This is a genomic window from Paracoccus marinaquae (genome assembly GCF_018860165.1).
Taxonomy (GTDB): Bacteria; Pseudomonadota; Alphaproteobacteria; order Rhodobacterales; family Rhodobacteraceae; genus Paracoccus; species Paracoccus marinaquae.
On record NZ_JAHKNG010000007.1, the window covers coordinates 105,857 to 125,841 of the forward strand.

23 protein-coding genes and 1 tRNA gene are annotated in these 19,985 nt (G+C 62.1%); 19 read left to right on the plus strand and 5 right to left on the minus strand.

Going from position 1 to position 19,985, the window contains the following annotated elements; genetic code table 11:
• Nucleotides 1-54: 54 nt before the first annotated feature.
• Entirely contained in the window at nucleotides 55-342 is a 288-nt protein-coding gene (locus tag KNW02_RS06415) for a sll1863 family stress response protein (RefSeq protein ID WP_216032433.1), read from the minus strand.
• Between the two features lie 69 nt (nucleotides 343-411).
• Here KNW02_RS06415 and KNW02_RS06420 point away from each other — a divergent pair, with 69 nt between their 5' ends.
• The 19 genes from KNW02_RS06420 to KNW02_RS06500 all read left to right on the plus strand — a co-directional run bounded on the left by KNW02_RS06420 (nucleotide 412) and on the right by KNW02_RS06500 (nucleotide 15,695).
• The gene (locus tag KNW02_RS06420; RefSeq protein ID WP_216032434.1) at nucleotides 412-1,044 is read left to right on the plus strand and encodes a DUF6441 family protein; all 633 of its coding nucleotides are present in this window, start codon (nucleotides 412-414) and stop codon (nucleotides 1,042-1,044) included.
• A 131-nt stretch (nucleotides 1,045-1,175) separates the two neighbouring features.
• The gene (locus tag KNW02_RS06425) at nucleotides 1,176-1,601 is read left to right on the plus strand and encodes a Panacea domain-containing protein (protein WP_216032435.1); all 426 of its coding nucleotides are present in this window, start codon (nucleotides 1,176-1,178) and stop codon (nucleotides 1,599-1,601) included.
• Complete coding sequence (locus tag KNW02_RS06430) at nucleotides 1,585-2,106, plus strand: hypothetical protein (RefSeq protein ID WP_216032436.1); 522 nt, start codon at nucleotides 1,585-1,587, stop codon at nucleotides 2,104-2,106. The genes KNW02_RS06425 and KNW02_RS06430 overlap by 17 nt, the downstream gene beginning before the upstream one ends.
• Nucleotides 2,107-2,362: 256 nt before the next feature.
• On the plus strand, nucleotides 2,363-2,785 hold the full coding sequence (locus tag KNW02_RS06435; RefSeq protein ID WP_216032437.1) for an acyl-CoA transferase: 423 nt from the start codon (nucleotides 2,363-2,365) through the stop codon (nucleotides 2,783-2,785).
• Nucleotides 2,786-2,810: 25 nt separating this feature from the next.
• Nucleotides 2,811-3,752, plus strand: coding sequence for a phage tail tube protein (locus KNW02_RS06440; protein WP_216032438.1), 942 nt, complete (start codon nucleotides 2,811-2,813; stop codon nucleotides 3,750-3,752).
• A complete protein-coding gene (locus tag KNW02_RS06445; protein WP_216032439.1) occupies nucleotides 3,752-4,207 on the plus strand; it encodes a hypothetical protein in 456 nt (151 codons plus the stop codon). The genes KNW02_RS06440 and KNW02_RS06445 overlap by 1 nt, the downstream gene beginning before the upstream one ends.
• A gap of 83 nt (nucleotides 4,208-4,290) precedes the next feature.
• Nucleotides 4,291-4,437 (plus strand): DUF7697 family protein, encoded by a 147-nt coding sequence (locus tag KNW02_RS21105; RefSeq protein WP_431356744.1) that lies wholly within the window; start codon nucleotides 4,291-4,293, stop codon nucleotides 4,435-4,437.
• Nucleotides 4,430-6,877, plus strand: a complete 2,448-nt coding sequence (locus tag KNW02_RS06455; protein WP_216032440.1) for a phage tail tape measure C-terminal domain-containing protein — start codon at nucleotides 4,430-4,432, stop codon at nucleotides 6,875-6,877. Before KNW02_RS21105 ends, KNW02_RS06455 begins: the two co-directional genes overlap by 8 nt.
• Entirely contained in the window at nucleotides 6,877-7,503 is a 627-nt protein-coding gene (locus KNW02_RS06460) for a DUF2460 domain-containing protein (protein WP_216032441.1), read from the plus strand. Before KNW02_RS06455 ends, KNW02_RS06460 begins: the two co-directional genes overlap by 1 nt.
• Nucleotides 7,500-7,850 (plus strand): Clp protease/crotonase-like domain-containing protein, encoded by a 351-nt coding sequence (locus KNW02_RS06465; RefSeq protein WP_216032442.1) that lies wholly within the window; start codon nucleotides 7,500-7,502, stop codon nucleotides 7,848-7,850. The genes KNW02_RS06460 and KNW02_RS06465 overlap by 4 nt, the downstream gene beginning before the upstream one ends.
• Nucleotides 7,843-7,974, plus strand: coding sequence for a hypothetical protein (locus KNW02_RS21110; protein WP_256447692.1), 132 nt, complete (start codon nucleotides 7,843-7,845; stop codon nucleotides 7,972-7,974). The genes KNW02_RS06465 and KNW02_RS21110 overlap by 8 nt, the downstream gene beginning before the upstream one ends.
• Before the next feature lie 10 nt (nucleotides 7,975-7,984).
• The gene (locus tag KNW02_RS06470; RefSeq protein ID WP_256447694.1) at nucleotides 7,985-8,638 is read left to right on the plus strand and encodes a lysozyme; all 654 of its coding nucleotides are present in this window, start codon (nucleotides 7,985-7,987) and stop codon (nucleotides 8,636-8,638) included.
• Nucleotides 8,639-8,642: 4 nt separating this feature from the next.
• Nucleotides 8,643-8,873 (plus strand): hypothetical protein, encoded by a 231-nt coding sequence (locus KNW02_RS06475; RefSeq protein WP_216032444.1) that lies wholly within the window; start codon nucleotides 8,643-8,645, stop codon nucleotides 8,871-8,873.
• Nucleotides 8,866-8,967 (plus strand): DUF3789 domain-containing protein, encoded by a 102-nt coding sequence (locus tag KNW02_RS21270; protein WP_431356745.1) that lies wholly within the window; start codon nucleotides 8,866-8,868, stop codon nucleotides 8,965-8,967. The genes KNW02_RS06475 and KNW02_RS21270 overlap by 8 nt, the downstream gene beginning before the upstream one ends.
• The gene (locus tag KNW02_RS06480; RefSeq protein WP_216032445.1) at nucleotides 8,960-9,190 is read left to right on the plus strand and encodes a hypothetical protein; all 231 of its coding nucleotides are present in this window, start codon (nucleotides 8,960-8,962) and stop codon (nucleotides 9,188-9,190) included. The genes KNW02_RS21270 and KNW02_RS06480 overlap by 8 nt, the downstream gene beginning before the upstream one ends.
• A 126-nt stretch (nucleotides 9,191-9,316) precedes the next feature.
• On the plus strand, nucleotides 9,317-10,201 hold the full coding sequence (locus KNW02_RS06485) for a DUF2163 domain-containing protein (protein WP_216032446.1): 885 nt from the start codon (nucleotides 9,317-9,319) through the stop codon (nucleotides 10,199-10,201).
• Complete coding sequence (locus KNW02_RS06490) at nucleotides 10,198-10,632, plus strand: NlpC/P60 family protein (RefSeq protein WP_216032447.1); 435 nt, start codon at nucleotides 10,198-10,200, stop codon at nucleotides 10,630-10,632. Before KNW02_RS06485 ends, KNW02_RS06490 begins: the two co-directional genes overlap by 4 nt.
• Nucleotides 10,633-10,641: 9 nt before the next feature.
• Nucleotides 10,642-14,610 carry a baseplate multidomain protein megatron gene (locus KNW02_RS06495; RefSeq protein WP_216032448.1) on the plus strand — a complete coding sequence of 1,323 codons (3,969 nt, stop codon included), beginning with the start codon at nucleotides 10,642-10,644 and terminating at the stop codon, nucleotides 14,608-14,610.
• A gap of 8 nt (nucleotides 14,611-14,618) precedes the next feature.
• On the plus strand, nucleotides 14,619-15,695 hold the full coding sequence (locus KNW02_RS06500) for a DUF2793 domain-containing protein (RefSeq protein WP_216032449.1): 1,077 nt from the start codon (nucleotides 14,619-14,621) through the stop codon (nucleotides 15,693-15,695).
• A gap of 412 nt (nucleotides 15,696-16,107) precedes the next feature.
• Here KNW02_RS06500 and KNW02_RS06505 read toward each other — a convergent pair whose 3' ends face one another.
• From KNW02_RS06505 to KNW02_RS06520, 4 genes are all read right to left on the minus strand, one after another.
• Complete coding sequence (locus KNW02_RS06505) at nucleotides 16,108-17,121, minus strand: nucleotidyltransferase domain-containing protein (protein ID WP_348524690.1); 1,014 nt, start codon at nucleotides 17,119-17,121, stop codon at nucleotides 16,108-16,110.
• Between the two features lie 10 nt (nucleotides 17,122-17,131).
• Entirely contained in the window at nucleotides 17,132-17,770 is a 639-nt protein-coding gene (locus tag KNW02_RS06510) for a 3'-5' exonuclease (RefSeq protein ID WP_216032451.1), read from the minus strand.
• 418 nt (nucleotides 17,771-18,188) lie between these two features.
• On the minus strand, nucleotides 18,189-19,625 hold the full coding sequence (locus tag KNW02_RS06515; protein WP_216032452.1) for a DUF6880 family protein: 1,437 nt from the start codon (nucleotides 19,623-19,625) through the stop codon (nucleotides 18,189-18,191).
• Nucleotides 19,626-19,831: 206 nt separating this feature from the next.
• Nucleotides 19,832-19,908, minus strand: a tRNA-Met gene (locus KNW02_RS06520).
• Between the last annotated feature and the right edge of the window lie 77 nt (nucleotides 19,909-19,985).

Here is a 19,985-nt window from a genome sequence, read left to right on the forward strand (position 1 = left end):
ATATCGATCCTGATCTCGTTGCATTGATGGCCGCCAAGGTGCCAGCGTGATCAGCTATTTGAACCGCTTCATAGCACTCTGGAACGACTCCGAGAGGCTGTCCCATGCCTGCTCAAAGCCTTTGCGCATATCGTCCCAGGCGGCGTCGGACGCCTGCTGCGCCTCCTTCATCTTCGCCTCGGCCTCGTCGCGCTGCTTGCGCATTTCCGCGAGCTGCTTCTCGTATTTGATCTTCGCGTCGGCCTGCGCTTCCTTGGCGTTTGCCTGCATCTTGTCGATCTCTGCGTTCCACTTGTCGATATTCGCCTTGGCCTTCTCCACATACGCGTCACGATCAATCATCGTCTTCCTCCCCGGTTCTGAAGTTGAAATGAATGCGCATCATAGCCGGAAAATGAGGTCTGTGGAAATTTGAAGCTGAAACTCAACATCGATCCGGACCTCGTGGCCATGATGGCCGCCGAGATCAAGGCCGGGGAAAAGGCCGTCAGCGCCGCGATGCGAGAGGCGGGCAGCGGCTTGAAATCCGACTGGCGGGCGCAGATCACCGGCGCTGGTCTGGGTCGACGACTAGCAAATTCGATCCGCAGTCAGACCTTTCCGAAATCCAGCAACAGCCTGAATGCAGCGGCACTCGTCTGGTCCAAGGCCCCAGTCATAATCGGTGCGCATGATACCGGCCCGCTGATCCGGTCCAGGGATGGGTTCTGGCTGGCCATCCCCACGCCCGCTGCGGGCAAAAGCACCAAGGATGGCCGCATTACCCCCGGTGAATGGGAACGCCGCACGGGGTTGCGCCTGCGGTTCATTTATCGCCGTCGCGGGCCGAGCCTGCTGGTGGCCGAGGGACGGCTGAATACCAACGGTCGCGCTGTGGCCTCCAGATCAAAGACAGGGCGCGGGCTGACCACCGTGCCGATCTTCCTGCTGGTCCCCCAGGTCAAGCTGCGAAAGCGGCTGGATCTGGCGCGGGATGCGGCGCGCGCGGTGGATGGCGTGCCGGGGCTGATCGTTGCGAATTGGGTTGACGGAAAACTGGGCTGACGTCTGGAGTTCAGGACAGGACCTGCCGGTTGCTGCGAGCAGAGCAATAACAGCTACTAGCCCATTGGTGAGCACAAGGGATTCACATTCTGTAAGAAAGTTCCTATATGCTGTGCATGTGAGGGAGAAGCATGGCCAACGTTTTCGACGCAGCAACCTATATCTTGGAGCAATGTGGTCCAATGACTACGATGAAGCTCCAAAAGCTCATTTACTACTCGCAGGCATGGTCAACCGTCTGGGATGACGACGTTATTTTCCCTGAAGCAATAGAAGCATGGCAAAACGGACCCGTAGTCCGCGAACTCTGGCAGGAGACGAAAGGGCGCTTTCGAATCGATGCTGTTTCCAAGGGTACCAGCGCGAATCTGACCGATACGCAAAAAGAGACTATCGACCGCGTTCTTGGCTTCTATAGCAACAAAGACGCGCAATGGCTAAGCGATCTTACCCACATGGAAGATCCTTGGAAAATGGCTTACGCAGAGGGGCAGAACACCGAGATCTTTCCCGCATGGCTCGTCGAGTACTACTCTAGCATTGCCCCAGAACAGTAAACGTGAGGCAAGAATCGCCCGCAAGTCTCAAGCGCGGTTAGCGGCTCTCGAAAAGAGTGCCCGTCTTGTTGCCGTTGTGGCGGAAGAAATTTCCGAAAAGCAGCCCAGAGCGTCGGAAAATCCTGCCTCTATCTTTACGTTACCAGTACGCTGGTCTTGCGATGACCCGGACACCGAAGGCGCTTGGACTTGGGGGGTCGCGCGTCAGTGGGCTCAAGAAGAATGGGACGCTCAGATTGCGCCGCGCCTGATGGAGTTTTCTCAACTCACATGGGCGGAAATCGACACGTTCAGCTCCGATAGCGGACACAAGATGCACCATAACATGGACATCGAAAGCATCTGTGATGAAGCTCAGCTTCGACTAATTGAGATCGAAAAGTACCAAGACACAATTTTCCGATTTCGCCTCGGAAATTTGCAGCGCCTTTGGGGCTTTCGCATCTTGGATGAGTTCACAGTGATCTGGTACGATCCAACTCACAAGATTTACCCGGTGGGATGAAACACTCACCCTGAGTTTAGCAGCGTTTTCAAGCGGTATGCAATCACGCAGACCCTAAAGCACGTTTGCATGACAACCTGCTTCCCAGAAGGGTCCGAAAGTTTGACGGTTCGCCTTGGCAGCTGTCCCCTTCCTGCGCGAGTGCAGCGCGATGACCAGTTTCAACCTGTGCCAAGCTGCCAGATGAGTCCTCGCAACCTCGACAAAACAGGGCTCGTAACCGCTGTTGGCAAAATCGTTAGCCTTGGAATAACAAATGCCCACCACCCGCGAAACCGTCCTCGCCGCGCTGCACGCGCGGCTGAATCCGCTTGCCGCCGTTGTTCTGCGCGATGAGGTGCTGCCCGAACGGATCCCGGCGGCAGGACTGATTATCCTGCGCGATGGCCAGCCCGGTGAGCCGGAGGTCACGCTGTCGCCGCTCCGCTACCACTTCCAGCATCGCGCAGAGCTGGAGGTTGTCGTCCAGGCCGGAACCGGCCGGGCCAGCGCCTTCGATGACCTGATCGCCGCCATCGGGGCAGCTCTGGAGGCCGACCGCACGCTGGGCGGGCGCTGCGATTGGGTTGAACCCGAGGCCCCGGCCTCGGTCGATCTCCCCATTGAGGGCGCGGCAGCCCTCAAGGCCGCAGTGATCACCGTCGTCCTGCACTACACCACCACCGGCCCCCTGGCCTGACACCCCCAACATCAAGGAGACCCCCATGGCACGTGCGCAAGGCGCGCGGGCGCAGATGGCGCTTGCGTTCGAGACCACCTATGGAACGCCGCCCGTCAGCGGTTTCACCAAAATGCCCTTTGCCAGCACCTCGCTGGGATCGGAACAGCCGCTGCTGAACAGCGAACTGCTGGGCTATGGCCGGGATCCCCTGGCCCCGATAAAGGACGCGGTGACGGCGGACGGCGATGTCGTTGTGCCGATCGATGCTGAGGCTTTCGGGTTCTGGCTCAAGGCTGCCTTCGGTGATCCCACAACCACTGGTGCTGCGGCACCCTGGACCCATGAGTACCAGTCCGGATCGTGGACGCTGCCATCGATGTCGATCGAGACCGGCATGCCCGAAGTGCCGCGCTTTGCGATGTATTCCGGCTGCGTGTTGGATCAGCTGTCCTGGCAGGTGCAACGCTCGGGCCTGCTGACCGCCACCGCACGGCTGGTGGCACAGGGCGAGACCATTGCCACAACGACCAGTGCAGGCACGCCTGCCGATCTGGCCCTGCAGCGGTTCGGTCACTTCAACGGCGCGATCAGCCGGAATGGCTCTGCGCTTGGCAATGTGGTCTCGGCCGAAATCACCTATGCCAACAACCTCGACCGGATCGAGACCATCCGCAGCGACGGCAAGATCGACGGAGCGGACCCGTCCATCGCAGCACTCACCGGCCGGATCGAGGTCCGCTTTGCCGACAGCACGCTGGTGGCCCAGGCGATCAACGGCGATCCCTGCGAGATCACGTTCGCCTATGTGCTGCCATCCGGCGAGAGCTTCACCTTCACCGTGCACGCCGTCTACCTGCCGCGCCCCCGGATCGAGATTTCCGGGCCGCAGGGCGTGCAGGCGACATTCGACTGGCAAGCCGCCAAAGCCGCCAGCCCGGCCCGCATGTGCACTGCAACCCTGATCAACGATATCGAGGCTTACTGATGATCCGACTGAACCTGACCGCCGCCCCTGAATGGCTGGAGCTTGCCCCCGGCCTGCGCCTGCAGGTCGCCCCTCTGACCACCGCACTGATGGTGTCGGCCCGCGCCGATGCTGCGATCAACGCCTTGCCCGAAGATGCCAGCCAGGAAGAGCTGGCGCTGGTCATGGCCAAGTCCGTGGCCCGCCGCGCCGTTCTCGATTGGGAGGGTGTGGGGGATGCCATGGGCACAAATGTGCAGGTGTCACCAGACGGCATCGACGCCCTTTTGGAAATCTGGCCGGTTTTCGAGGCGTTCCAGACCCAGTATGTCGCGCGCGGTCTGCTGCTGGATCAGGAAAAAAACGCCTCCGCGCCCTTGCCGAGTGGTCCTTCGGCGGGGGCGACAGCTATTGCACGGCCTGCGAACCCTACGAGGGCCGCGAGCGCAACTGCGCCGACTGCCCGGCCAGACTGAACCAACCCCAAACGCAGGACGGCTGGCAGGTCTGGGACCTGGTCGGCCGCCTTGGCGGTCAGCTGCGAGTCACCCACGGTGCAGTGCTGGGCTGGGACATGGGTGCTGCCATCGCTTTGGCCCAAGCGCTGGGCATCGACACCCTGATCGCCGCGGAACTGCTGCCCGAGATCGAGGCGGTGATGGTGCGTAAACTCAACGAACAGATGGAAGGAAGCCGCGATGGCTGAGAAACGGGTCTCCGTCCGCCTCGTGGCGGAAGGCGGTCGCCAGGTGCGCGCCGAGTTGGAAGGCGTCGGTGAGGCCGGGGTGCGCGGGTTCGGGCGGCTGTCGCGCGAAATGGACCTGGCCAATGCACGCGTTGCCGCCTTCGCCCGCCGCGCCACGCTGGCTGCCGCTGCCGCCACGGCTGCACTGGCCGCAGCCGGTGCCGCGATGATCAGGTCCGGGCTACAGACCGTCGATGCGCAGGCCAAGCTGGCGCAATCGCTCGAGACGACCGTCGCCTCGATTCAGACGCTGGAGCGCGCGGGCGAGTTGGCGGGCGTGTCGATGTCCGGCATCGAACAGGCGACCAAGGATCTGACGCGAAGGCTGAGCCAGGCGGCCGCCGGGACTGGCCCCGCTGCGGATGCGTTGGACCGGCTCGGGTTGTCGGCCTCCAACCTGATGGCCTTGCCGCTGGATCAGCGCGTCGGCGCGATCAACGCGGCCATCGCGGATTTCGTGCCTGCGGCTGAGCGCGCCGCCGTTGCGGGGCAGCTTTTCGGCGAGGAAGGCTCCATCGCCATGTCGCGCATCGACACTGCTACGCTGCGCCAGGCGACCGAGGACGTGCTTGCCTTCGGGGTGGTGGTTTCCGAGCAGGATGCTGACCAGATCGAACGCACCAATGATGCGATTTCGCGGCTGGGGTTGATCTGGCGCGGCGTCTCGAACCAGCTGGCGGTTGCGGCCGCTCCGGCGCTGGAGGCCGTGGCCACTGCGCTGGCCAGCGTCGCGCGCACCACCGGGCCGGTGGGCATCGCGATCAAGGCACTCTTTGACAACATCGGGCGGCTGACCACTTATGCCGCGACCTTCGCGGGCATCATGTTCGGGCGCTGGGTGGCGGGCATGGCGGCAGCCGCCCTGTCGGTACGCGGGGTCGCCACGGCACTGGTTGTTCTGCGCGGTGCGCTGATCCGAACCGGCATTGGGGCATTGATCGTTGGCGCTGGCGAGTTGGTCTATCAATTCTCGCAGCTGGTTTCCCGGGTTGGCGGCGTCGGTGAGGCGTTCCAGCTGCTGGGCGATCTGGCAAAGGAGGTGTGGTCCCGAATGGGGCTGGGGCTGGATGCCGCCTTTGCCAACATGGCGGCCGGTTGGGAGAGCCTGAAGGCGTCCGGGCTTTCGGCGCTGGAAGGCACCATCGCGGGCGTGGTCAGCTTCGGCGACCGGACAGCGGCGATTTTCCAGGGGGCCTATGATGCCGCCGTGGCGATCTGGGGCAGTCTGCCCGGTGCCATCGGTGACTTCGCATTCCAGGCGGCGAACGGGCTGATCTCCGGCGTCGAAGCGATGCTGAACGGCGTCGTCACCCGCATCAACACTTTCATCACAGGGTTGAACGCGGCGCTGGCGCTGCTGCCGGAATGGGCAACTGGTGAAGGCGGCGTTCAGATCGGCGCGCTTGATCCTGTGGGCCTGGCGCGGATCGGCAACCCCTTCGAAGGTGCGGCAACAGCAGCGGGTGCCGCCGCAGCCGATGCTTTCTCTGCCGCCCTGTCCCGCACCTATCTCAAACCGCCCGACCTCGGTCTTGGCACAATGGCTGAAGATGCACGCGGCCGCGCCGACGGATATCGCGAGGCAGCGGGCATGCTCGCAGATGCCGCAGGTCGGCCGCTCGCCAGTTGGCAGACGCTGCGCGACGCGGTGACTGGGACCGGATCAGAGGCGGAAGCCATATTGGCCGATGCTGCCAGTTCTGCCGATGCGCTGGCGGCCGGGCTGAATGACACGGCTACAGCTGCAGGTGGCGCGGGCGGTGCCGCACGTAATGCCGGTGCGGCAGCGGCTGCTGGTGCAGAGCAAGCAGCAACCGGATGGGCAGCCGTCACCGCGTCGCTCGCCGACTACGCCGCCAAGGCCCGCGATATTGGTGGCGATATCGGCCAGACATTGGTCGGGGCCTTCCAAAGCGCTGAGAATGCGGTGGCCACCTTCGTCAAATCCGGCAAACTGGATTTTCGCGATTTGGTCACATCAATGATTGCCGATCTGGCCAAACTGGCCGCGCGGCGTTTCATCCTTGGACCAATCGCCAATGCGCTCTCCGGCGCGCTGGGCGGTGCGGGTGGTCTGTTTGCAGATATCCTGCACGCAGGTGGCACGGTCGGATCGCCGGGCCCGGGCCGCATGGTTCCTGCCATGGCCTTCGCAGGCGCGCCTCGGATGCATTCGGGCGGCTGGGCTGGCATCAAACCCGACGAGGTACCTGCGATCCTACAACGCGGCGAACGGGTGTTGTCCCGTCGCGAGGCCGCTAATTATGGCCAAGGGCAGTCCACTACGCCCGCTGTCAACGTGACCATCATGGCCCGTGACGTGGATAGTTTCCGCCAATCCCGAACCCAAGTCGCCGCCGACATCGCCCGCGCCGTGTCGCTCGGGCGGAGGGGCATGTGATGGCGTTTCACGAGGTCCGGTTTCCCGACAACATCAGTCGCGGCGCACGCGGAGGGCCTGAACGACGCACCCAGATCGTCGAGCTGGCGAGCGGCGACGAGGAACGCAATGCCAGCTGGGCCAACTCGCGCCGCCGCTATGATGTCGCCTATGGCATCCGCCGCGCCGACGACCTGGCAGCCGTGGTCGCCTTCTTCGAGGCGCGCAACGGTCGTTTGCACGGATTTCGCTGCAAGGATTGGGCCGACTACAAATCCAGCCTGCCGTCACAGCCCGTGACCCCAACCGACCAGCTCATCGGCACCAGCGACGGTATTGTCACCAGTTTTGCAGTGCTGAAGCACTACACTTCTGGCGCACAGACTTGGACTCGCGCTATCGCCAAGCCCGTCGTGGGCAGCGTGCGCGTCGCGCTGGACGGGGTCGAACAGATGTCGGGCTGGAGCGCCGACACCACCACCGGCGTCGTGAGTTTCGACACCGCTCCCGGCGCGGGCGTAGCAATCACCGCTGGCTTCGAATTCGACGTGCCCGTCCGCTTCGACACCGACACGCTCGACGTCACCCTCGATATCGAACGGCTCGGATCCATCACATCCATCCCGCTGCTGGAGATCCGCAGATGAACGAAGAGACTCGCTTTCTGGCCACGGTGTTGCGCGATCTGGCGGCGTCCACCGCCATCATCCTCGCTGCGTGGGGCGCGTTGGGCGGCGCAACAAACGCGCTGACAACAAGGATGCGCCTGCGCGACGCGCTGCGCCACATCCTGCTTGGCGGGTTGATTGCAGCAGGGATGGGCAGCCTGTCGATGGCAGTCATCACCGCCTGGCTCGGCCTGCCGCCCGAGGCGATCCCGGCAGGCGGGGCCGCTGGATCGGCGGCCTATCTGGTCGGCGTCTTCGGCCCGGCCTTTATCGAAATCGTCCTCGCCCGGATGCGCCACCCGAAAGGCGGCGACAACGATGCATGATCTCCTCCGCTTTGCACGCATCCTGCGCAGCGACGCTGCCGATCCAAGCCAGACCTTCAACCACCGCATCCGCATCGGCATCATTGTTGCGGCCCTGATCCTGCTTCTCTCACTTCTCAGGTAAAACCATGCACATGACTGACCGGGGGCTGCTGGCCCTCGCCCGGCACGAAGGTCTCGTGCCCGGGCCCTATCGGGACGTGAAAAACGTCTGGACATTCGGCATCGGCCATACCGCCGCCGCCGGACCGCCTGATCCGATCGGCATGAAGCGCGGGATGCCCGTCGATCTCGATGCTGCGATCCGGGAGGCATTCCGGCTGTTCCGCACCGACATTCAGACCTGCGAGGCCGAGGTACGGCGGGCAGTAACGGTACCGCTGGCGCCGCATGAATTCGATGCGCTGGTCAGCTTTCACTACAACACCGGCGGTATCGCGCGTGCCAGGCTGACCCGCCATCTGAACGCAGGCGACCGTGAGGCGGCTGCGCAGGCCTTCATGGGATGGCAAAAGCCCGCCGCGATCATTCCGCGCCGCAAGGCCGAACGCGATCTGTTCCGCCATAGCCGCTATCCGGGCGGCACCATCCCGATCTGGGCGGTGGACCGATCGGGTCGCGTCGACTTCTCCCGGCCCGTTCGACGCCTGAGCGAAGACCAGGCGCTGGCGCTCTTGCGCCCGGCCCTCATGCCACCACCACCCACTATCCCATCCACGCCAGCCGCAGAGACCAGCTGGCTCGCTCGGCTGGCAAACCTTCCTTCCACCCTGATCCGGAGGACCTGATCCCATGCGCTATATCCGTCCCAATTCCCTGACCTGGTGGGCGGGGTGTCTCGCCGTTCTTTCCGGCGTGGCGTCTATCCTGCTGCCCGCCACCGGCCCGCTTGCTGAGCTGTCTCGCCTGGTCGCGCTGCTGGCGGGCTCCGCCGATGCATCCCCGGCCGGGCTGATGTTCCTCGGGCTTGGCCTGATCGGCCTGCGCGACCGGATCGAGCGCGGGTTTCAGGGCGATGCTTGAGTTCCTCGCTGGTCTGGTCGTGGGCGGCGGCCTTGGCGTGCTGATCGTGGCCCTTTGCGTCGCTGCGGCGCGCGGGGAGCGGGACGATGGCTGAGCTCCTGATCTGGCTGATTGCGGCTCTGGGCGCGGTCGGGGGCATGGCCCTCGGTCGCCTGCTGGGTCGCGCGGAAGGCAAACGCACGGGACGAGAGGAGGCCCATCAAGATGCACGACGCGATCAGATTGACCGGATGGACGCCGGACGCAAGGCGGTTCGCGACGGGCGCGATGCTGGCGCTCCTGCTGACAGGCTGCACGACAACGACAATGCCTGGTGATGCTGGCTGCGCCTCCTACGGCGAAGCGCGGCTGGCCCGGCCCTCTGCTGAGACAGTCGCAGAAATGCCACCTGCATGGGCGGGCTGGATCGCCGATCTCGATGACCGCATGACGGGGACCTGCCGATGAAAACCCTTTCCGCTGATCTGCAAGCCCATCTCGACGATGGCACGACGACGCTTGCCTGGTGTTGGCGCATCCTGCGCGCGGACGGCGCGAGTTTCGGTTTCACCGACCACGACCGGACGCTCAGCTTCGATGGCACCGACTTCGAGCCGGAAAGCGGGCTGACCGCCTCCGAGGTCCGCTCGGGATCTGATCTGTCGGTCGATGCGCAGGACGCCGAGGGCGTGCTGACCTCAGACCGGATCACTGAAACCGACATCCTCGACGGCCGCTGGGACAACGCCGAGGTCGAGGTCTGGCGGGTAAACTGGGCCGAGACCAGCCAGCGCGTCCTGATGCGGCGCGGGGCCATCGGCCAGATCCGGCGCGGGCGACTGGCCTTCGTGGCCGAGGTTCGGTCATTGGCTCACGTGCTCGGGCAGACGGTGGGACGGACCTTCCAGGCGACCTGCGACGCCGCGCTTGGCGATGCGCGCTGCGGCGTCGATCTCGATGATCCGGCGTTCAAGGGCACGGGTGCCGTCATTGATCTCCTGCGCGACCGGGCCTTCACAGCCTCAGGGCTCGGTGGGTTCACTTCCGGCTGGTTCACCTTCGGCACCGTCGAATGGACCGGTGGCGCAAATGTGGGGCGGCAGGCAGAGATCATCGCACATGACCTGACTGACGGCATCGCAGTGCTGACGCTGCTCGAAGCACCAGTGCGATCTATCGCGGGCGGTGATGCTTTCACCATTCGCGCGGGGTGCGACAAGCGTATCGAGACCTGCAGCGCCAAGTTCGCCAATACCGCCCATTTCCGGGGCTTTCCGCACATACCCGGCCAGGATGCGGTGCTGCGATACGCCACAAAGGACGGCGGGCATGAGGGAACGGTGCTGTGAAGATCGCCGATCCAAAACTGATAGTCGCGGTAGCGCGGTCCTGGCTCGGCACGCCGTATCACGACCAGGCCAGCCTCCGAGGCGTTGGCTGCGACTGCCTCGGGCTGGCGCGCGGCGTCTGGCGCGAGGTCGTCGGCCCCGAGCCGTTCCCGATCCCGCCCTACAGCCGGGACTGGGGGGAGACCGGGCCGCGCGAAGTGCTGGCCGAGGGCGCTCGGCGCATGATGCCGGAAATCGCACCTGCTGACGCCTGTCCCGGCGCGCTGGTCCTTTTCCGCATGAAGCCTCGCGCGATTGCCAAGCATGTCGGGCTCCTGACCGGGCCCGACAGCTTCCTCCACGCCTATGAGCGCCTTGGCGTGATCGAGGAACCGCTCACCCCATCCTGGCGTCGGCGCATCGCCTTCGCTTTCCTGTTCCCGCAACGCTGAGATCCCCACATGGCCACCCTCGTTCTAGGTGCCGCAGGTGCCGCCATTGGCGGCAGCATCGGCGGTGCGATCCTCGGCGTCAGTGCGGCCACAATCGGTGGCTTCATCGGTTCCACCATTGGCTCGGTCGTGGACAGCTGGATCATCTCGTCACTGGCGCCGACCCAGCGGATAGAAGGTGCGCGGCTGGACAATCTGCGCATCACCTCGGCCACCGAAGGAGCAGTGATCCCGCGCCTCTATGGCCGCATGCGGATCGGCGGCAATATAATCTGGGCCACGGACTTTCGCGAGGAGACAAAGACCACCACGCAAGGCGGCGGCAAGGGCGGCGGAGGGGGCGGCAAGGTCAAGACTACCGAATACTTCTACTATGCGTCCTTCGCGGTCGCGCTCTGCGAGGGGCCGATCACCGGCATTGGTCGCATCTGGGCCGACGGCAAGCTGCTGGACACCGCCGGGGTCACCTGGCGCTGGTATCCAGGCGACGAAAGCCAGGCGGCCGATCCGTTCATCACGGCCAAGATGGGCGCGACCAACACGCCTGCCTATCGCGGCACCGCCTATGTCGTTTTCGAGGACATGCCGCTCGGCAACTATGGCAACCGTATCCCGCAACTGAGTTTTGAGGTTTTCCGCCCGCTTGCTGATCCGGACACCGCGGAGGGTCTGACGCAGGCGGTGACAATGATCCCGGCGTCCGGCGAGTTCGCCTATGCCACGCAGGGCATCCGGAAGGGCAGCGGCGGGTCGTCTGAGCCCGAGAACCTCAACGCGCTGACCGACACCGCTGACATGGTGGTAGCACTGGATCGGCTGCAGGCGATGGCACCGAAGGTTGAGAGTGTGTCGCTGGTCGTGGCATGGTTCGGCGACGATCTGCGGGCAGGCAATTGCAAGGTGCGGCCGGGCGTCGAGGTGACCGCCAAATCGACCACACCGTCGGCCTGGTCGGTCAATGGCGTCAGCCGCGCCAATGCCTTTCTGGTCAGCCGCGACGATCAGGATCGCCCGGTCTATGGTGGCACGCCCGCTGATTTCGCTGTCGTGCAGGCGATCCAGGAGATGAAGGCGCGCGGGCTGCGGGTGACCTTCTATCCGTTCATCCTGATGGATGTGCCGCCCGGGAACAGCCTGCCGAACCCTTATTCCGACAACGCTGCTGAGACAGGCCAGCCCGCCTTTCCATGGCGGGGCCGGATCACCTGTTCGCCCGCGGCGGGATACGCTGGGACGGTGGACAAGACAGCCACGGCGGCCGCGCAGGTGGCGGCGCTGTTCGGCGCGGCGATGCCCGCGAGCTTCAGCGTCTCTGGCGAGAGCGTCAACTGGACTGGCGCGGCAGGTGACTGGGGCCTGCGGCGCATGGTGCTGCATTACGCCCATCTCTGCGCGGCGGCGGGCGGGGTCGATGCCTTTCTGATCGGCACCGAGATGCCGGGGCTGACGACGATCCGCACCGGCGCATCAAACTATCCGGCGGTGCAGGCGTATGGGGATCTGCTCGCCGATGTGCGCTCGATCCTCGGGTTTGGCACAAAGTTCGGATACGCGGCGGACTGGAGCGAGTATTTCGGGCACCAGCCGGGCGACGGCAGCGGCGATGTGTTCTTCCACCTCGATCCGCTCTGGGCCGATCCGGAGATCGATTTCATCGGGATCGACAACTACATGCCGCTGTCGGACTGGCGCGACGGGTTCGAGCATTCGGATGCGGCCGAGGGCTGGCCTGCGATCTACGATCGCGCTTACTTGCAGGGGAACATTGCGGGCGGCGAAGGCTTCGACTGGTTCTATGCCAGCGCCGTCGATCGTTCGGCGCAGGTGCGCACGCCGATCACCGATGGCGCGGCCAGCAAGCCATGGGTGTTCCGCTACAAGGATCTGCAGGCCTGGTGGTCGAACGCGCACTACAATCGTCCGGGCGGCGTGGAGAGCGGGACGCCAACGGCATGGGTGCCGCAATCCAAGCCGATCTGGTTTACTGAACTCGGCTGCCCGGCGATTGACCGGGGTACCAACCAGCCTAACGTCTTCTTCGATCCGAAGTCTTCCGAGAGCTTCACGCCGCATTTCTCGCGGGGATGGCGCGATGATGCCATCCAACGGGCCTATCTCGAGGCGACCTATCTCTGGTGGGCCGAGGCCGCGAACAATCCCGTGTCCGGCATCTATGGCGGACGCATGGTTCATGTCCCGGAATGCGCTGCCTGGACCTGGGACGCGCGACCCTATCCGTTCTTTCCAGCGCTCGCCGATGTCTGGACCGACGGAGCAAACTGGCGGCTGGGACACTGGCTGACCGGACGACTTGGGGCCGTGTCGCTGGCCGCGCTCGTCCGTCATCTCTGCTTGCGTGCCGGGATGCCAGAGGCCCGGATCGACGTCACCGGCCTGTGGGGCGCGGTTGAGGGCTACGCCATCGGTGCGCTGGAAAGCCCGCGTGCCTCGATCACCACGATGTCGCGGCATTTCGGCTTCGACGCTGTCGAGACAGAAGGCGTGATCCGGTTTGTGATGCGCGGCCGGGCGTCCATCACCACCATCGCACATGACGATCTGGTGGCGGCCCTAGAGGGCGACGTTCTGGAACTGACCCGAGCACAGGAAACTGAACTGCCGCAGGCGCTGAAGTGGCAGGTGGCCCGTGCAGACGAGGACTACGACGCCGCCTTGGTTGAGGCTCGGCGCATCACCGTGGACACGACGCGGATCGCGTCCGAATCCTTCCCCATGGCGGTGCCGCCCGAGGAGGCCGAACGGCGCTGTCGCCGGGCACTGATGGAAGCTTGGACCGGGCGAGAGACGGCAGCGTTTCGCCTACCACCGTCGCGACTGGCAATGGATCCAGCCGATGTCGTGACGCTGGACCATGACGGTCGGCACATCCCGCTGCGGCTGGTCTCCATCGCGGATGCCGAGGCACGCGGGATCGAAGCTGTCCGCCAGGACCGCGAGGCCCACGATCTGCCACCCGGATCGCCCCGACCATCGTCCCTGTCAAAAGCCGTTGTGTTCGGCGCGCCCGAGGCGGTGCTGCTGGACCTGCCGCAACTGACCGAGGATCAGCCCGCGCATCGGCCGTTCATAGCCGCCCATGCCGTTCCTTGGCCGGGGGAGATGGCGGTGTTCCGCAGCCCGTCGAGCGATGGCTTCGAGCTGCTAACAGCATTTGGCGGCCGTGCCCGGATCGGGACGCTGGTCTCGGATTTCTATTCAGGCCCGACCTCGCGCTTCGATCTCGGCAATGCGCTGGTGATCGATCTGCTCTCCGGCATATTAGAAAGCGTCACTGACCTGACGCTGTTCGGCGGGGCCAACGCGCTCGCGATCGAGAGCGCAACTGGCATCTGGGAGATCGTGCAGGCGGGCACAGCAGACCTGATTGCACCGGGCCGCTATCGCCTGACGCGTCTGCTGCGAGGACAACGCGGCACGGAAGCGGCCATGACCAACCCGGCTCCTGCAGGCGCGCGGGTGGTGGTATTGGACGAGGCTCTGGCCTCCTTGCCAATTGCCGAGGCGGATCTCGAGCTGCCGTGGAACTGGCGCATCGGTCCCGCAAGTCGGTCTGTCAGCGATGAGACCTATGTCGCAGCCAATTTCACCCCCGAGGGCGCTGGGCTGCGGCCCTTTTCCGTCGCTCATGTGGAGCAGCCATGGCGCAGACCGCGCACGCAGGGCGATCTGACGATCCGCTGGACACGGCGGTCGCGTGCACTCGCGGCAGACAGCTGGCGTGCGGTGGAGGTGCCGCTGATCGAAGAGGTCGAAGCCTATGAGGTCGAGATCCTCGATGGTGCAACGGTCAAGCGGATGCTGAGCGCGACCACGACCAGCGCGATCTACACGGCCGCCCAGCAAACCACCGATTGGGGCGGACTGCTCGCGCCCGGCGACACACTGACAATCCGCATCTTCCAGCTCTCCGCTCTGATCGGGCGGGGGGCGGCCAAGACCGTCACGCTCCAACTCTGAGGGTCGCTATGTCCGACACCACGACAAACCTTCTGCTGCCTTACATTCTGGCGGCGCAGGCCCAGAAGCATGTCACCCACAACGAGGCGCTACGCCTGCTCGACGGGCTCGTGCAGCTTTCTGTCCTCGATCGCGATCTGACAGCGCCACCGGGAAGTCCCGCCGATGGCGACCGATACATAGTCGCCTCGGGCGCGACGGGCGATTGGGCGGGCTGGGACCTGAACGTGGCGGTCTGGACCGATGGTTCATGGCTGCGTCTGCCACCACGGACCGGCTGGCGGGCATGGATCGAGGACGAGGGCCTGCTGCTGGTTTACGATGGCGCCGGCTGGGTCGGCACAACTCCGGACGCGTTGCAGAACATGGCGCTGCTCGGGCTGGGGACCACAGCCGACGCTGCCCACCCGTTCTCGGCCAAGCTCAACGCTGCGCTCTGGACGGCCAGGACCGTGGCGGAAGGCGGGAACGGCGATCTCTTCTACACCATGAACAAGGAGGCTGCGGGCGACGATCTCGGTTTGACCCTGCAGAGCGGCTTCGTGACAAAGGCGCTTGTTGGCCTCTTCGGCTCCGACCGCTTTCGCCTCGCTGTGTCCGCCGACGGCAGCAGTTTCTTCGACGGGCTGAGCGTCGACAACGCCACCGGCATCGTCGACCAGCCGCAATTGCCGCGGTTCAAGGCATACACGAACTACGACAACTACGTTGGCGTCGGGACCTGGGCGAAGATCGGCCTCAACAACACCGACTACAACGATCAGGGCGCGTTTGATGCCGGTACTAACCTCTTCACCGCACCTGTGGACGGGACCTACCTCTTCGGCGCGACGCTGCTCTACAAGGTCAATGCCAGTACCTCGGCGCGGATGCGCGGGCGGCTCGTGCTGAATGGTGCGACCGAAATCCGTGGCTCCTTCGGCGAAATCTCTGCCACCCACGTCACGCTCGCGACCGCCATCTGGCTGCAGACCATGGTGCCGCTGACGGCGGGCGACACCATAGAACTGCAAGGGTACTTCCGGGTCGCGGACGGCTACTTCGCAGCCGACCACACGTCCTTCTGGGGCTGCAAGGTCGGCTGAGGCGGGCGTGACATAGGCACGCCATCAACATGGACGAGAGATTTCTGAAGGAGGCACGGCTCGCCAGCCGCAGGATCCTCCGAGAGCCGTCGTGGCAAAGTTGCGAAACGGGGGAGTCTTCACCGACGCGAACGGCCCTGAGCCGCCGCTCACGTCGCCCCCTCAAGCTGCGGTGCAGCTTCATCGAAGCAGACATTTATGCTTTGCACGGCATTTTTTCGGCGAGAACGCAATACTGCGGACTTCGTTGCCTTTGAAGGGAACGCTAGCTTGGTCCATGGTCAACCTAGCAGTGTTCTTCGGGAATGGCATCGTTTTGAAGGCCGCTTCAACCCGCCCAACCTTAGCGGTTCGAAGTGAAAAAATGCTCGGAAAAGGAGAAGTCAACACAATGCGGTGAAGACCCCACGCACTAAATAAGAACTAATCGATACAGAACCGAACTCTTGCCGTCCATTCGGCCAATACTGGACAACGCCAATTCCATGGCTTCGCCAAATTGGTACGATTTTCCACGCCACTCCTCATGGACCTCAACTGCTTGAATAGATGTGGAATTGTTGTCATCATGCATAAACTCAAGGAATTCAGAATAATCTGACAACGCACGACTTAAAGACGATACGACTATCTCCCTACTCGCTTCATCCAAATAGTTACAATTGCCACTAACAGCCAGCAGCCTCTCTGTTGGCGTTTTCGAAATCATATCCCTCACGTCATTCTGATTCACGGTTTCATTTCTTGAATAGGCATCAAGAAGAAATAGAAGAGCAGAATAGCAGGTTAGCATTCTGCTATATTTTAATTTGAGGTTCTTAATTTTAGTTTCAGCCGAGCCTGATTTTCGCTTATACTCGTAGTTTACGCAAAATGTACGCCACATTCGTAAAATGTCGTTAAACAAGAACGCGGGTACAAACTTCTTTGGGTTTGCGGAATGGTCTAAAAAGTATTTCTCAATCACGTGCCCTATTAGCCTATCGTATTCAGCTACTCCGAGTAGTGGTTTACTCTCCAAAAGGAGTAGCAATCTGCCCGTCAATGAATTTTTAGCATCATCGTCTGGTCCACCCAGATACTTCACGTATTCTTCAAATGTATGACAACTCAGGTATTTTCCGTCACCATCGAAGGCTGGAAGTTCGTTCTCCTCCACGCAGCTTATTAAATGATATTGAAGCTTTATTTCATCAATTCCACTAAGTCGGCGTTCTATCTTAGGGCCATTCTCAGATTTCTTTTCAATCATATCAGACACGATAAACAAGTCTAAGTCGCTGCTTGGACCAGCTTCCAAACGCCCGTATGAGCCTGTCGCATAGACGCAAACGCGTTGGCCAAAAAGCTTTTCAGCACTGGATAACGATTTTTTAACACTTTCAAGCTTTTTGCTAGAAAAGTCCCGCGCTGTTGATAAATACACTTCTTTCAAATTACTTCTCACTCTTAGTAAATAATTTTGAGAAAATCATAGCTTGCTCGATTGCATCATCGAGGGCGTGATGCGTGTGCTTCAGATCTGGCTTCATAAAGCTTGGAATTCTGTCTCTACCCGAAGTCACGATAGTTCGGGAGTGCTTCACAGCAATCGCCGTCTTGATATCAAAGCATCTGGAATACCCAAAGGGCGAGCCAGTTTTGGAGAATCTGACAAAATACCAATACAACCAAGACCAGTCGAAACTTAATGGGTAAGCAACCAGTATTGGGTCGCCAGCACCTGCAACTTTCGTGATCCACTCTGCGGCTTGGGACATTGCCTCTTGAGGGTCGGTCCCTTCTACTTTTAACCGGTCACGGTCGAAGCCATTCACTTCCAGCGCCTTGGGATCAAACTCATCTGAGATCGGTTTCAGCTCACGATAGAAAGTAGTCTCGTAATCAACAGGCGCAGAAAAAGTCTCCCCATCGAAAGTTCCCGCGTATGTAATGCCGATGGAAAGGATGGAGTTTGGCCCGGGGATAGCACCATCGGTTTCAATGTCCGCGGAAAAATATACATCGTAAGGCAAAGTCACCTCATCCACGAGTTTAGTCAAATCACCCTTATCTGTTCTCTGAATAATCCGCATTCCGTCGTCCTACCTAGCATCTTCATACGGGGATTCCATCGAACCAACCATCGAAATCGTCATCAACGACTAAGCACATTGCTTTGTATGTGACGATCCCTGCCCCTGTTGCACTAGAGTTTCGTCGTTATGCAACCCAGTTCTCGATAAGTGAAATTTCACAGCCCTCCAAGCGCGGTTTGCGGTTCAAATCTGCTGAACCCAGTGAATGTCCGCTTCTTTAACAGCAACACTTAGTGCATTTTGTAGCGGAAGTTCGGTTTCCGCCCACTATGTTGATGACCGCAATTGACGACCGCTGGGTGCGAGTGTCGCGTTTGGGCTGGCGTCGCCACCTTTCTGCGCACTGTGCGCAGGACCGGTTCGTTAGGGTTAGCACTCTGAGTTAAAGCCCCGCAAGGCCACCGAGTATGCGCGCTCAGCCGTCCACCAGGGACCAGAACCCGTATTTTCGGCCATGTTTCTGCCGAAGCGCTGCGACAAAACCCTCATGTGTCAGGACTGCACCATAGTCGGTGATCGCCCGTTCCGACGCTTCGCATTCCGCCAGATGGCGCGCGGCATGGCGGTAGCGTGTGGACTTTGCGCCCTTTAGCGTGTCCTCGACCATCGCGCGGCGCAGTAGCGTCGCGGCAAGCGGCTGGCGCGCGTCGAGCGCCTCTGCGGCGTGGCTCAGCGTGGTGTAGTCATCGCCGTCCAGCTCATCGGCGCGGGCCAGCACGATCCGCGAAGCCCGATCAAGCGCAGGCCAGTCGACCAGGAAGCTGATCGCCGCGCTGAGGCGAGGATAGGTTTCGACAGCATCGAGCGCTTTTTCCTCGGCCTCGACATCCTCGAAATCCGGCAACAGCTTGAGGTATTTGCGCAGGGCCCGCGCGCTCAGGCCCTGCTCGAACGTGGTCCAGAGATGCACCTTCAGATCGTCCAGCTTGCCCAGACGATTGAGACAGTCTTCATAAACCTCATCAAGGTTGGAATTGAACCTCCGGATGTGGCTATCCGCCTCGCGCGCCATGGACGCGCGCAGAATGTCATAGGCTTCCTCGACCCGACCCGCGTCGATCAGACGGCGCGCCACATCGGGGGCGATGGTGCCGTAGGTCAGCTGCTCGGCCGAATAGCGTGCCATGTAGGCATCGACGTCACCCTGCGCATCGGCCACATCGGCAAGAATGATCGAGCATGTCGACTGCTTTGCGCGCCGAACGGAGTCTGCGGGCGACGAGGACAGACCAAAGCGTTCATACGCGGCCAGTTCCTCGGGCGTCGGCGGCATGTCGGCCCATGTCTTGGTGATCTGTTTGAGATGCTCCAACCCTTCCGGGCCAAGCGCCTCTGCCGTCTCCGGGATGATGCCGTCAAATTCGCCATAGCCCGCGTCGGCAACCGCATCGAGAATCCGCTCGGCCAGCGTCTGCGGATTGATCGTGACTCGGGGTGCCACCTGCCCGATCATCGTAACAGCTTGGCAAAACACATCGCCAACAGAGCCGTTGCTGTCATCGGTGCGCTCATGGATCGACGGGGCAAGTTGCAGGAAGGACCAGAGAAGCTCAAACGCCTCGCCTGCATCATGCGGCGCGATCACCGTCTCGATCTGGGCCAACAGGCTGTTCAGATCCTTGACCAGCGCACGCTGCTTGCGCCAGTCGACATAGCTTCGCGACCGCCGCAGAGATGCAAACCGCTTGCGCAGATCCGCGGTTACTTCCCTGGGGCCCTGTGCTGCGCTCAATTCCATCCGGGCGCGGCGCTGCAAGGCTGCGGACCCTTGCACCAGTTCCATAACCAGATCGGCAAGCTTGGGCGCGCCCAGCCTTTCGAGATTGGCTTTGTTCAGTGTTTTCTTCGACATCGCGATTACTCGGGATCAGTTTCAAAGAACCGTATCCGGAAACTGCCCGCGATGACAGAGTGCCTGCTTTCGAGCCGCGGCATTGATTCTATTGGGTATTTGTTGTGCGACTCGCCAAACGTTGACGTGGCGTTGACATGGAATGTGGACAAGCAAAAAGCCCCGCGCGATGCGAGGCCTAAGGCTTTGGTATTATTCGGTAAAAGTGGTTGCGGGAGTAGGATTTGAACCTACGACCTTCAGGTTATGAGCCTGACGAGCTACCGGGCTGCTCTACCCCGCGACAGGGTTGCGCGTGTGTTGCGCGGTTGCGCCGATCGGGATGTGACAGGCGCTTTTTGGGTCATCGTTTCAGAGAGG

What these genes read in the sequence shown, in the direction of transcription:
- KNW02_RS06415 (WP_216032433.1), bottom strand. Translation starts at nt 342, where the DNA reads ATGATTGATCGTGACGCGTATGTGGAGAAGGCCAAGGCGAATATCGAC.
- KNW02_RS06425 (WP_216032435.1), top strand. Translation starts at nt 1,176, where the DNA reads ATGGCCAACGTTTTCGACGCAGCAACCTATATCTTGGAGCAATGTGGT.
- KNW02_RS06435 (WP_216032437.1), top strand. Translation starts at nt 2,363, where the DNA reads ATGCCCACCACCCGCGAAACCGTCCTCGCCGCGCTGCACGCGCGGCTG.
- KNW02_RS06440 (WP_216032438.1), top strand. Translation starts at nt 2,811, where the DNA reads ATGGCACGTGCGCAAGGCGCGCGGGCGCAGATGGCGCTTGCGTTCGAG.
- KNW02_RS06445 (WP_216032439.1), top strand. Translation starts at nt 3,752, where the DNA reads ATGATCCGACTGAACCTGACCGCCGCCCCTGAATGGCTGGAGCTTGCC.
- KNW02_RS06455 (WP_216032440.1), top strand. Translation starts at nt 4,430, where the DNA reads ATGGCTGAGAAACGGGTCTCCGTCCGCCTCGTGGCGGAAGGCGGTCGC.
- KNW02_RS06460 (WP_216032441.1), top strand. Translation starts at nt 6,877, where the DNA reads ATGGCGTTTCACGAGGTCCGGTTTCCCGACAACATCAGTCGCGGCGCA.
- KNW02_RS06465 (WP_216032442.1), top strand. Translation starts at nt 7,500, where the DNA reads ATGAACGAAGAGACTCGCTTTCTGGCCACGGTGTTGCGCGATCTGGCG.
- KNW02_RS21110 (WP_256447692.1), top strand. Translation starts at nt 7,843, where the DNA reads ATGCATGATCTCCTCCGCTTTGCACGCATCCTGCGCAGCGACGCTGCC.
- KNW02_RS06470 (WP_256447694.1), top strand. Translation starts at nt 7,985, where the DNA reads ATGACTGACCGGGGGCTGCTGGCCCTCGCCCGGCACGAAGGTCTCGTG.
- KNW02_RS06475 (WP_216032444.1), top strand. Translation starts at nt 8,643, where the DNA reads ATGCGCTATATCCGTCCCAATTCCCTGACCTGGTGGGCGGGGTGTCTC.
- KNW02_RS21270 (WP_431356745.1), top strand. Translation starts at nt 8,866, where the DNA reads ATGCTTGAGTTCCTCGCTGGTCTGGTCGTGGGCGGCGGCCTTGGCGTG.
- KNW02_RS06480 (WP_216032445.1), top strand. Translation starts at nt 8,960, where the DNA reads ATGGCTGAGCTCCTGATCTGGCTGATTGCGGCTCTGGGCGCGGTCGGG.
- KNW02_RS06485 (WP_216032446.1), top strand. Translation starts at nt 9,317, where the DNA reads ATGAAAACCCTTTCCGCTGATCTGCAAGCCCATCTCGACGATGGCACG.
- KNW02_RS06495 (WP_216032448.1), top strand. Translation starts at nt 10,642, where the DNA reads ATGGCCACCCTCGTTCTAGGTGCCGCAGGTGCCGCCATTGGCGGCAGC.
- KNW02_RS06500 (WP_216032449.1), top strand. Translation starts at nt 14,619, where the DNA reads ATGTCCGACACCACGACAAACCTTCTGCTGCCTTACATTCTGGCGGCG.
- KNW02_RS06510 (WP_216032451.1), bottom strand. Translation starts at nt 17,770, where the DNA reads ATGCGGATTATTCAGAGAACAGATAAGGGTGATTTGACTAAACTCGTG.
- KNW02_RS06515 (WP_216032452.1), bottom strand. Translation starts at nt 19,625, where the DNA reads ATGTCGAAGAAAACACTGAACAAAGCCAATCTCGAAAGGCTGGGCGCG.